This is a genomic window from Mycobacterium sp. 1245499.0 (assembly GCF_001673615.1).
GTDB classification, from domain to species: domain Bacteria; phylum Actinomycetota; class Actinomycetes; order Mycobacteriales; family Mycobacteriaceae; genus Mycobacterium; species Mycobacterium europaeum_A.
Genome location: NZ_LZMG01000185.1, coordinates 1 through 10,482 on the forward strand (window position 1 = coordinate 1; position 10,482 = coordinate 10,482).

9 protein-coding genes and 2 pseudogenes are annotated in these 10,482 nt (G+C 67.2%); 5 read left to right on the plus strand and 6 right to left on the minus strand.

Annotated elements, in window-relative coordinates; all coding sequences use genetic code 11:
• Nucleotides 1–32: 32 nt before the first annotated feature.
• Genes A5646_RS30390 through A5646_RS10485 form a run of 4 tightly spaced genes read right to left on the minus strand, consistent with a single transcriptional unit; the run spans nucleotide 33 to nucleotide 5,467 of the window.
• Entirely contained in the window at nucleotides 33–1,682 is a 1,650-nt protein-coding gene (locus A5646_RS30390) for an ABC transporter family substrate-binding protein (RefSeq protein ID WP_369806931.1), read from the minus strand.
• Between the two features lie 52 nt (nucleotides 1,683–1,734).
• Entirely contained in the window at nucleotides 1,735–3,570 is a 1,836-nt protein-coding gene (locus tag A5646_RS30395; protein WP_067021593.1) for an ABC transporter ATP-binding protein, read from the minus strand.
• Nucleotides 3,567–4,493, minus strand: a complete 927-nt coding sequence (locus A5646_RS10480) for an ABC transporter permease (protein ID WP_066873555.1) — start codon at nucleotides 4,491–4,493, stop codon at nucleotides 3,567–3,569. The genes A5646_RS30395 and A5646_RS10480 overlap by 4 nt, the downstream gene beginning before the upstream one ends.
• Nucleotides 4,490–5,467 carry an ABC transporter permease gene (locus A5646_RS10485; RefSeq protein WP_066873628.1) on the minus strand — a complete coding sequence of 326 codons (978 nt, stop codon included), beginning with the start codon at nucleotides 5,465–5,467 and terminating at the stop codon, nucleotides 4,490–4,492. Before A5646_RS10485 ends, A5646_RS10480 begins: the two co-directional genes overlap by 4 nt.
• A 213-nt stretch (nucleotides 5,468–5,680) precedes the next feature.
• Here A5646_RS10485 and A5646_RS10490 point away from each other — a divergent pair, with 213 nt between their 5' ends.
• Nucleotides 5,681–6,172 carry a carbonic anhydrase gene (locus A5646_RS10490; RefSeq protein WP_066873558.1) on the plus strand — a complete coding sequence of 164 codons (492 nt, stop codon included), beginning with the start codon at nucleotides 5,681–5,683 and terminating at the stop codon, nucleotides 6,170–6,172.
• 4 nt (nucleotides 6,173–6,176) lie between these two features.
• On the opposite strand, the gene A5646_RS10495 is transcribed toward A5646_RS10490, so the two are convergent.
• Nucleotides 6,177–6,617, minus strand: coding sequence for a PaaI family thioesterase (locus A5646_RS10495; protein WP_066876296.1), 441 nt, complete (start codon nucleotides 6,615–6,617; stop codon nucleotides 6,177–6,179).
• Between the two features lie 196 nt (nucleotides 6,618–6,813).
• Between A5646_RS10495 and cysD the strand changes: the two genes are divergently transcribed.
• From cysD to A5646_RS10510, 3 genes are read left to right on the plus strand one after another with little or no spacing between them, the layout of a single operon-like run.
• Nucleotides 6,814–7,743 (plus strand): sulfate adenylyltransferase subunit CysD, encoded by a 930-nt coding sequence (cysD, locus tag A5646_RS10500; protein WP_066873564.1) that lies wholly within the window; start codon nucleotides 6,814–6,816, stop codon nucleotides 7,741–7,743.
• Nucleotides 7,743–9,584 carry an adenylyl-sulfate kinase gene (gene cysC / locus A5646_RS10505; protein WP_066873567.1) on the plus strand — a complete coding sequence of 614 codons (1,842 nt, stop codon included), beginning with the start codon at nucleotides 7,743–7,745 and terminating at the stop codon, nucleotides 9,582–9,584. The genes cysD and cysC overlap by 1 nt, the downstream gene beginning before the upstream one ends.
• 58 nt (nucleotides 9,585–9,642) lie before the next feature.
• Complete coding sequence (locus A5646_RS10510; RefSeq protein ID WP_066873570.1) at nucleotides 9,643–10,128, plus strand: RrF2 family transcriptional regulator; 486 nt, start codon at nucleotides 9,643–9,645, stop codon at nucleotides 10,126–10,128.
• Nucleotides 10,129–10,141: 13 nt separating this feature from the next.
• Here A5646_RS10510 and A5646_RS28915 read toward each other — a convergent pair.
• Nucleotides 10,142–10,318: pseudogene (locus tag A5646_RS28915) on the minus strand (VOC family protein); the annotation flags it as partial.
• On the opposite strand from A5646_RS28915, the pseudogene A5646_RS28015 reads away from it, so the two are divergent.
• Nucleotides 10,310–10,482: pseudogene (locus tag A5646_RS28015) on the plus strand (VOC family protein); the annotation flags it as partial. The pseudogenes A5646_RS28915 and A5646_RS28015 overlap by 9 nt on opposite strands.

A 10,482-nucleotide genomic window follows, 5' to 3' on the forward strand; every position in this document is an offset into this window, starting at 1 on the left:
CGCATAGTCCAGTTCGCGGAACGCGATGCGGCTTACCAGGTCTTCCTCGTAGCGAAACGGTAGGTTGCCCAGGGTGGTGAACCGGGACAGCGCCCACCACAGTAACTTTCGGCCAGCGTGCCGCGCACCGCGACATCCCCGGGCGACTGCGTCAGCGGAAGGCTGAATCCCTCGGCCCAGATGAGCTTGTCGAGATCGTTGGCCAGCGCCCGCGCCTTGGCCGGGTCGAGTTCTTCCAGGGTGCTTTCGATGGCGGCGTCGATCTGTTCGCTGCCGATCTTGCCGAAATTGCTTTCCCCGTCCGACTTGTAGATCTGGGTCAGCGCCGAGAGCGGGAAGGCGTCGCCGAGCCAACCGAACTGGGCCATATCAAACGCCCCGACGTTGATGTAGTTGGTGAAAAAGCCGCTGCCGGAACGGGAGACGAGCTCCAGCTTGACCCCGATCTGGGCCAGGCTGTGCTGGGCGATCTGGGCGAACTGCCGGCTGCCCTGGGCGTCGTAGAACAAATCGCGGATGACCAGCTGCCGGCCGTCCTTCTCGCGGAACTGGCCGGTCCGCTTCCAGCCCAACGCGTCGAGCTCCCGGCTGGCCGCGGCCGGGTCGTAGGGAACGACCGAGCTGTTGTCCTGATAGCCCTGCTGCCCCGCGACATAGATGTGGTTGCCCAGCGCCACCGGGTTACTGGTCAGGCCGTACTGGACGACCTTGGCGATGGTCTGCCGATCGATGCCCTTGGCGACCGCGACGCGCAGCGCCCGGTCGGACAGGATCGAGCCCGGGGCGCCGTTGAACGTGAAGTGAGACCACGCCGGCGCGGGCGCGCGCCGGATCGAGATCCCCTTGGTGCGCTGGGCGATGGTCAGCTGATCGACGGTGCCGACCCCGGTGGCGTCGATCGTGTTGTTCTGCAGCGCCGGTAGCCGCGCGGCATCGTCGAGCACCAGATAGGTGATGGTGTCCAGCCGAGGTCGCGCGCCCCACCATTTCGGGTTGCGGCTCAACACGATCCGCTGGGTGGTCCGATCCAACGACGAGACGACGAACGGTCCGGCCGACGGTCCGGGACCCTCCAGCTGGCCCTTGTTGAATGCCTCCGGGGTGGCCGTCATGCTCTTGGGCAGCAGCATTCCGTTGCCGGCGAACATGCCGCGCCATTCGGCGTAGGGCTTGGCGAAGGTCATGATGGCCTGCCGGTCGTCGACGCCCCGGGTCACCGAGGCGACGCGGTCCGCACCGCTTGGTCCGGCGATCTCGAAGGTCTTGTCGACACCGCTCAGGGCGTGGATCTGGCTGGCGATGTCCGCCCAGGTGATCGGCGTGCCGTCCGACCACACCGCCTTGGGGTTGATCGTGTACGTAACCACCTGTGGCGCAGTGCCGGTGAGCTCGATGCTGGTGAAGTAGTCGGTGTCGACCGTCGTGGAGCCGTCGGGGCCGATGATGAATGCCCGCGGCAGGGTGGCCTTCATCATCGCCGAGACGTCGGCCGAATTGCCGTCGATGTGCAAGATGTTGAAGTTCGGTGGAAAGTCGGTGAGCGCCAGTCGCAGGTCGCCGCCGTCTTGCAGAGTGGCCGGATCGTGCGGGTTGAGGTCGCTCGTGGAGCCGATCTGCGCGTTCTGGCCCGTTTCGGGAATCAGGCTGACGGCCGGCGAGCAACCCGAGATTGCCAGCATCATCGCGAAACACGCTGCCGCGCAGCGGATCCCCCGACGCGCCAGGACCGCCCGGCTAGGCACGTCTGCCCGGATCCGGTTGCGGCACCGCGTTCAGCAGCCGCCGGGTGTATTCGTGTTGCGGATCGGCGAAGACCTGCCGGCTGTCACCCTGCTCCACGATGGCGCCGGCATACATCACCACGACGTCGTGAGCCAGGTGTTTGACGACCGAAAGATCATGGGAGACAAACAGATAAGATAGGCCGAACCGCTCTTGCAGGTCCAGCAACAAATTGATTATCCCGGCCTGGATGGATACGTCGAGCGCGGACACCGGTTCGTCGAGCGCCAGGATCTTCGGCTGCAGTGCCAGCGCGCGGGCGATGCCGATGCGCTGCTTCTGGCCGCCGGAGAATTCGGCGGGGTAACGGACCGCGTCGGCGCGGCGCAGACCCACGATTTCCAGCAGCTCGGCGACGCGCACGTTGGTGCGACCTTTGTCGAACCCATTGGCCCGCAGGGGTTCCGCCAGCAACTCGGACACCGGTAGCCGCGGATCCAGCGACGCGATCGGGTCTTGGAACACGACCTGGATGTCGCGCCGCAGCGCTCGCCTGCGCGCCGTGCTCAACGTGGTGACATCGGTGCCCAGCACTTCGATCGAACCCGACTGGGGGCCGGTGAGTTCCAGGATCTCGTGCAGAGTGGTCGACTTGCCCGAACCCGACTCACCGACGATGCCCAGGGTGCGGCCCTGCCGCAGCTCGAAACTGACGCCGTCGACCGCGCGGACCTCGCCGGCGCTGCGGCGCAACACGCCCTTGGTCAGCCGGTAGGTCTTGGTCAGGTCGCGCACCGCGACGACCACCGAGCCGTCGGCCGATTCCGCTTGGTGGGCTTCGGTGCTCACGCCGTAGATGTCCGCGGCGCTTCGGCCGTCGACTTGCTCGGTGCGGATGCAGGCCGCCCGGTGATCGGTGCCGACGGCAAGTAATTCCGGCTCCTCGAGCCGGCATTCGTCGATGGCCAGCGGGCAGCGCGGCGCGAACGGGCAGCCGGGATCCAGGCCGGCCAGCGACGGCGGCGCGCCGGGGATCGGCACCAGCCGGGTGCCCTGAGCGGCGTCCAGTCGCGGCACCGAACCCAGCAGCCCGACGGTGTAGGGCATCCGCCGGTCCCGGTAAAGGTCACGCACGGAAGCGGATTCGACGACCCGCCCGGCGTACATCACCAACGCCCGGTCGGCGAACTCGGCGACCACACCGAGGTCGTGGGTGATGATCAGCACCCCGGCGCCGGTGATGTCGCGGGCCGTCTTGAGCACCTCGAGGATCTGCGCCTGCACCGTGACATCCAGCGCGGTGGTCGGCTCGTCGCAGATCAACAGGTCGGGGTCGTTGGCGATCGCGATCGCGATCACCACCCGTTGCCGCTCACCGCCGGACAGCTCATGGGGAAACGCTCGGGCGCGCCGTTCCGGCTGGGCGATTCCCACTAGTTCGAGCAGTTCCACCGCGCGCCGGCGGGCGGCCTTCTTGCCCGCCCGCGGCTGATGGATCTCGATCGCCTCGGCGATCTGATCGCCGACGGTGTAGACCGGCGTCAGCGCCGACATCGGGTCCTGGAACACCATGCCGACCGTCTTGCCGCGAAACCGCGACATGGCGTCGTCGCCGAGGCCAAGCAGCTCGGTGCCGTGCAACCGGACCGAGCCGCGCACCCGCGCGTACTCGGGCAACAGTCCGATGGCCGCCATCGCCGAAACGGACTTCCCCGAACCGGATTCGCCGACCATCGCGACGACCTCTCCCGGTTCGATGCGATAGCTGATGCCGCGCACCGCGGTCACCGGCGCGCCGCCGGCTCCGAAGGTGACCGCCAGGTCGGTCACCTCGAGCAGCGCGCTCATCCGCCCCCACCCCGCAGCCCCGCGCTGCCGGGGTCGAGCGCGTCGCGCAGTCCGTCGCCGGTGAGGTTGGCGCACACCAGGATCAGCACCAGCACGCCCGCCGGAAACAGAAACACCCACGGAAAGGTGGTCGCCGATTGGGTTCCGTTGGCGATCAACGTTCCCAGCGACACGTCCGGCGGCTGGATACCGAAACCGAGGAAGCTCAGGCCGGTTTCGGCCAGGATGGCCGAGGCGACGTTGAGCGCGGCGTCGATGATCAGGATGGAAGCCACGTTCGGCACCACGTGGCCGAGGATGATGCGACTGCTCGATACCCCCATATACCGTGCGGCCCGGATGAATTCGCGTTCACGCAAACTCATGGTCATGCCGCGCACCATGCGTGAGCTGACCATCCACCCGAACCCGGCCAGCAGCAGCACCAGCATCAACACGTTGGCCGAGTTCTTGATTCGCGGCGTCACGATGGCGATGAGGATGAAGCTGGGCACCACCAACAGCAGGTCGACCACCCACATCAAGGCGCGGTCGCGCCAGCCACCGAAATAGCCGGAGATCGCCCCGACGGTGGCGGCGATGCCAGTGGAGATCACCGCGACGCAGACGCCGATCAGCATCGATTTCTGCATGCCGCGCAGGATCTGCGCCAACAGGTCCTGACCCAGCGCGTTGGTGCCCAGCCAGTGCCGCGCGTTCGGCGGCGCCAACAGCGCGGTGAAATCAAGGTCCTCATAGGAGTACGGCAGCACCGCGGGCAGCGCGTAGCAGCCGACGAACAACAGGACCAGCAACGCCAGCGACGCCACCGCGAACCGGTTGCGACCGAACCGCCGTAGCACCAGGGTGCGCCGTGAGGTGAAATCCGCGACTTCGTGGCCCGAAAACCCATGGGCGCCATCGGCATTCGTCTCAGAGGTCATGACACCCGCACCCGCGGATCAAGGGCCGCGTAGAACACGTCCGAGAGCAGCCCGGCCAGCAACACCACCGCCCCGGAGAACAGGGTGATCGCCGCGATGATGTTGGTGTCCTGCGTCGCGATGCCGGCCACCAGCCATTCGCCCATGCCGTGCCAGCCGAAGATCTTCTCCACGAACACCGCTCCGGTGACCAGGCCCGCCACCCCGTAGGCGAACAGGGTGGCCAGCGGGATCAGGGCGGTCCGCAGCCCATGCTTGACCAGCGCGCGCCGGCGGGTCAGCCCTTTGGCGCGCGCGGTGCGAATGAAGTCCTGGCCGAGGACGTCGAGCATCGCGTTGCGTTGGTATCGGCTGTAGCCGGCCGCGGCGGCCAGCGCCAGGGTCAGCGACGGCAGGACCAAGTGGCGCAACCGGTCGAGCAGCTGCGCACCGGCCCCGCCGGTAACCCCCGGTGAGGTCTCCCCGGTGTAGTCGAAGACGTGAACGCCCAGCGCCCAGTTCACCCGCAGCGCACCGAGGATCAGCAGGCTGGCGATCACGAACGTCGGCGTGCTGAGCACCAGCAGCGCCACCAGGGTGACGACGCGGTCGCTGAGTCGATACTGCCGAATCGCGCCCCACGCCCCGGCCGCGATGCCCAGCGCGGTGCCCGCCAGTGAACCGATGACGAGCAGGCGCAGGGTGACTCCGACGCGACGCCAAAGCGTGGTCCCGACTGGCTGCCCGGTGACCGTTTTGCCGAAGTCGCCGCGCACGGCGTGCGAGGCCCAGTGCGCGTAGCGGATCGGTATCGCCTCGTCCAAGCCGAGTGTGTGGGCCTTGGCGTCAATCACGGCCTGCGGCGGCCGCGGGCTGCGCTGCAGCAGGCTGTCGAGTGGCCTGAAGGCCACCGACGTCAGGCAAAACGTGAGAAACGATGCCAGCGCCAGCAGCACAACGTAGTTGAGCAACCGGCGTGCCAGAAATCGAGTCATGCCCGTCCGCACACCCCACGTTGCATTGGGACAGGCTATCGAGCCGGCAGCACGGCGTCGCGCGTTGCGGCGTCGGGTGCGCTCGGTCCGCTTTCGATCCGGTTGATTCTCACCGGTGAATCGCGTGTGATCGGTTGTTAGGATCCACCGCGGCACCGAGGCCGTGCAGCAAACGCGCACGTTTCGGGCCGCGACACTCCCAAGGAGGCTTGCGTGACGGTTACCGATGATTACCTGGCCAACAACGCCGAATATGCGAGCACCTTCGAAGGGCCACTGCCGATGCCGCCGGGCAAACATGTCGCGGTCGTCGCGTGCATGGACGCCCGGCTCGATGTCTATCGCATCCTCGGCCTCAACGAGGGGGAGGCCCACGTCATCCGCAACGCCGGCGGGGTCGTCACCGACGACGTCATCCGCTCGCTGGCCATCAGCCAGCGGTTGCTGGGAACGCGGGAGATCATCCTGATCCACCACACCGACTGCGGCATGCTCACCTTCACCGATGACGACTTCAAGCGCAGCATCCAGGAGGAGACGGGCATCAAGCCCGGGTGGGCTGCCGAGGCGTTCGCCGACCTCGCCGAGGACGTCCGGCAGTCGCTGCGCCGCCTGGAGGCCAGCCCGTTCGTCACCAAGCACGTCTCCGCGCGCGGATTCGTGTTCGACGTGGCCACCGGCAAGCTCGACGAGGTGACGCTCTAGCCGGTCAGCCGACCTTGTAGGTCGCCAGCGCCTTAGCGACCAGCGTCCCCTGCGGGTCGATGATCTCGGCCTCGCAGTTGACCAGCGAGCGGCCGCGCCGCAGCACTCGGCCGACGCCGATGACGTCGGTGGCCCGGGCCGGGGCCATGAAGTCCAGCGCCATGGAGACCGTCACGCCCCGCAATTCGGGCGGCGCCTGCGCTCCGCACCATGCCGCCGCCATGACGGTGAGATCGGCGAGCGTGGCGATGGCGCCGCCGTGGACCATGTCACCGATGGTCACGTTGGACGGGTCCCAGGGCAGTCGCAGCCGCACCTCGTCGTCCTCGAGGCGGTCGGCAACGATGCCGAGCTTGACCACGAAGGGGGACTGGGGGAGGAACTGCGCGATGACGTCGCGACCGCTCGGTGTGGCTGGTCCGGCGGGTTGAGGGGTGGCAGTCATCCGTCCATGCTTTCGCACCCGTCACCGGCGGCAAAAGTACCGCCGCGCCTCTTGACGCGATGTGTCCGGTGGCCGCCGCGCGCGCCACCAGGCGTCGGCTCGTCGGCCCGCGGTTGACAGCGCCAACGGGAACTGGTCTTATATTTTGCTAAAGTGCCAAAGTTGGTCAGTTCTGCCAGGTTTTAAGAAGGAAGCTATGACCGGTGATCTGAAGGTGGCCCCCGCCGCCGGGCAATACGAGTTGAGCCATCTGCGCTCGCTGGAGGCAGAGGCGATCCACATCATCCGGGAGGTGGCCGCTGAGTTCGAGCGGCCGGTGCTGCTGTTCTCGGGCGGCAAGGATTCCATCGTCATGCTGCACCTGGCGCTGCGGGCGTTCCGCCCCGGGCGGTTGCCCTTCCCGGTGATGCACGTCGACACGGGCCACAACTTCGACGAGGTGATCGCCACCCGCGACGAGTTGGTCGCCGAGCACGGTGTTCGCCTGGTGATCGCCTCGGTCCAGGAGGACATCGACGCCGGGCGGGTCGTCGAGCCACGCCAGGGGCGGAACTCGATCCAGACCGTGACCCTGCTGCGCGCCATCCGGGAGAACAAGTTCGACGCCGCCTTCGGCGGAGCGCGCCGCGACGAGGAGAAGGCCCGCGCCAAGGAACGCGTCTTCAGCTTCCGCGACGAGTTCGGCCAATGGGATCCCAAGGCGCAGCGGCCCGAGCTGTGGAACCTCTACAACGGCCGCCACCACAAGGGCGAGCACATCCGGGTGTTCCCGTTGTCCAACTGGACCGAGTTCGACATCTGGTCCTACATCGGCGCCGAGAACATCGCGCTGCCGTCGATCTATTACGCGCACCGGCGCAAGGTATTTCGTCGCGACGGCATGCTGCTGGCGGTGGACCGCAACATGCAACCGGGTGACGACGAGCCCGTGTTCGAGACGACGGTGCGTTTCCGCACCGTCGGCGACGTCACGTGCACCGGATGCGTGGAATCGCAGGCCGCCACGGTGGACGAGGTCATCGCCGAGACCGCGGTGTCCCGGCTGACCGAGCGCGGGGCCACCCGGGCTGACGACCGCATCTCGGAGGCGGGCATGGAAGACCGCAAACGGCAGGGATACTTCTGATGACAACGCTTTTGCGGCTCGCGACCGCGGGTTCGGTCGACGACGGCAAGTCCACCCTGATCGGCCGCCTGCTGTATGACTCCAAGGCCGTGATGGAAGACCAGTGGGCCGCGGTGGAACAGACGTCCAAGGACCGCGGACACGACTACACCGACCTGGCGCTGGTGACCGACGGCCTGCGGGCCGAGCGCGAACAGGGCATCACGATCGACGTCGCTTACCGCTACTTCGCCACTCCCAAGCGCAAATTCATCATCGCCGACACCCCCGGCCACATCCAGTACACCCGCAACATGGTGACCGGGGCGTCGACCGCGCAGCTGGTGATCGTGCTCGTCGACGCGCGACATGGCCTGCTGGAGCAGTCGCGCCGGCACGCCTTCCTGGCATCCCTGCTGGGCATCCAGCACATCGTGCTCGCGGTCAACAAGATGGACCTGATCGGCTGGGACAGAGAGAAATTCGAGGCCATCCGGGACGAATTCCACGCCTTCGCCGCGCGTCTGGACGTGCACGACGTGGCCACCATTCCGCTTTCGGCGCTGCACGGCGACAACGTGGTGACCAAGTCCGACCAGACACCGTGGTACGAGGGCCCGGCGTTGCTGTCGCACCTCGAGGAGGTGTACATCGCCGGTGACCGCAACATGGTCGACGTGCGGTTCCCGGTCCAGTACGTCATCCGCCCGCATACCCGCGAACACCAGGACCACCGCAGCTACGCCGGCACGGTCGCCAGCGGGGTCATGCGGCCGGGTGATGAAGTGGTGGTGCTGCCGGTCGGCAAGCGCACCCGGATCACCGCGATCGACGGGCCGAATGGTCCGGTGGAAGAAGCGTTTCCGCCGATGGCCGTATCGCTGACCCTGGCCGACGAGATCGACATCTCGCGCGGTGATTTGATCGCCCGCACCCACAATCAGCCCAGGGTGGCGCAGGAGTTCGACGCGACGGTGTGCTGGATGGCCGACAATGCGGCGCTCGAGCCCGGCCGCGACTACGTCATCAAGCACACCACCCGGACCACGCACGCGAAGGTGACCGCGCTCGACTACCGGCTCGACGTCAACACCCTGCATCGCGACAAGAGCGCAACGGCGTTGCAGCTCAACGAACTCGGTCGCATTTCGCTGCGCACCCAGGTGCCGCTGCTGCTCGACGAGTACACCCGCAACCCCAGCACCGGCTCGTTCATCCTCATCGACCCGCACACCAACGGCACGGTGGCCGCCGGCATGGTGCTGCGCGACGCTTCGGCGCAGGCGGCGAGCCCGAACACCGTGCGGCACAAGCCATCCGCCATCGCCGAGGCGCGGCCGCGGGGCAAGACGGTGTGGTTCACCGGTTTGTCCGGATCCGGCAAGTCGTCGGTGGCCATGCTGGTGGAGCAGAAGCTGCTCGAAAAGGGTTCTCTGGCTTACGTTCTCGACGGTGACAACCTGAGACACGGTTTGAACGCCGACCTGGGCTTTTCCATGGCGGACCGGGCCGAAAACCTGCGCCGGCTGGCACACGTGGCGGCGCTGCTCGCCGACGCCGGCAATGTCGTGCTGGTGCCGGCGATCAGTCCGCTGACCGAGCAACGCGAACTGGCGCGCCAAGTGCACGTCGACGCCGGCTTCGACTTCTTCGAGGTGTTCTGTGACACCCCGATCGAGGAATGCGAAAAGCGTGATCCCAAGGGCCTGTACGCCAAAGCCCGGGCGGGGGAGATCACCCAGTTCACCGGCATCGACAGCCCGTATCAGGCGCCAGTGAATGCCGACCTGCGTCTGACCCCGGACGGTACCGTCGAGGAGCAGGCGCAGCGGGTCATCGACCTGCTCGAATCGAGCGGGTAGCACGCCAGGTCAGCCAGGCTGCACCGATATTGTGCCGCCGGGTGGCACAATCCTGTGAGTGCGCATGTCGGCGAAGGCGGAGTATGCCGTGCGGGCGATGATTCAGCTCGCCACGGTGCCCGACGGAACGCTGGTGAAGACCGACGACCTGGCCCAGGCCCAGGGCATCCCGCCGCAGTTCCTCGTCGACATCCTGACCAACCTGCGCACCGACCGGCTGGTGCGCAGCCACCGCGGTCGTGAAGGCGGCTACGAATTGGCCCGTCCCGGCAAAGACATCAGCATCGCCGACGTGCTGCGCTGCATCGACGGACCGTTGGCCAGCGTCCGTGACATCGGGCTGGGCGATCTACCGTATTCGGGTCCGACGGCGGCGCTCACCGACGTGTGGCGCGCGCTGCGGGCCAGCATGCGTTCGGTGCTCGAAGAAACGACGTTGGCCGACGTCGCCGCCGGTGCCCTGCCCAAGCATGTCGCGCAACTGGCCGACGACTATCGCCGGCAGGAAAGCCAGCGGCACGGTACGGCGCGCACCGGCGACTGAGCGAAGTTTCCGCTCAGCCCGCCGATCCGTACGGGCTGGTGAGGATCTCCATGGCATGGCCGGACGGGTCCAGGAAATAGACCCCGCGCCCACCGTGGTTGTGGTTGATCTCGCCGGGACGGTTGGCGCCCGGATCGGCCCAGTGCTGCAGCCCGCGTGAGGAAATCCTGGCGTAGATGGCGTCGAACTCGAGCACGGTGTAAGTCTCGACTACGCCGACGCCCCGGAAGGCGCGGACATCCCGCGCCAGCACTACGCGTTCCTGGTGTCCGAGCAGGAGTTCGACGCCATCTACGCCAGGATTTCCTCACGCGGGCTGCAGCACTGGGCCGATCCGGGCGCCAACCGTCGGTG

Coding starts and splice junctions, on each gene's coding strand:
- A5646_RS10480 (WP_066873555.1), bottom strand. CDS start 4,493: ATGACCTCTGAGACGAATGCCGATGGCGCCCATGGGTTTTCGGGCCAC.
- A5646_RS30390 (WP_369806931.1), bottom strand. CDS start 1,682: ATGATGCTGGCAATCTCGGGTTGCTCGCCGGCCGTCAGCCTGATTCCC.
- cysD (WP_066873564.1), top strand. CDS start 6,814: ATGACCGGTGATCTGAAGGTGGCCCCCGCCGCCGGGCAATACGAGTTG.
- A5646_RS10495 (WP_066876296.1), bottom strand. CDS start 6,617: ATGACTGCCACCCCTCAACCCGCCGGACCAGCCACACCGAGCGGTCGC.
- A5646_RS10485 (WP_066873628.1), bottom strand. CDS start 5,467: ATGACTCGATTTCTGGCACGCCGGTTGCTCAACTACGTTGTGCTGCTG.
- cysC (WP_066873567.1), top strand. CDS start 7,743: ATGACAACGCTTTTGCGGCTCGCGACCGCGGGTTCGGTCGACGACGGC.
- A5646_RS30395 (WP_067021593.1), bottom strand. CDS start 3,570: ATGAGCGCGCTGCTCGAGGTGACCGACCTGGCGGTCACCTTCGGAGCC.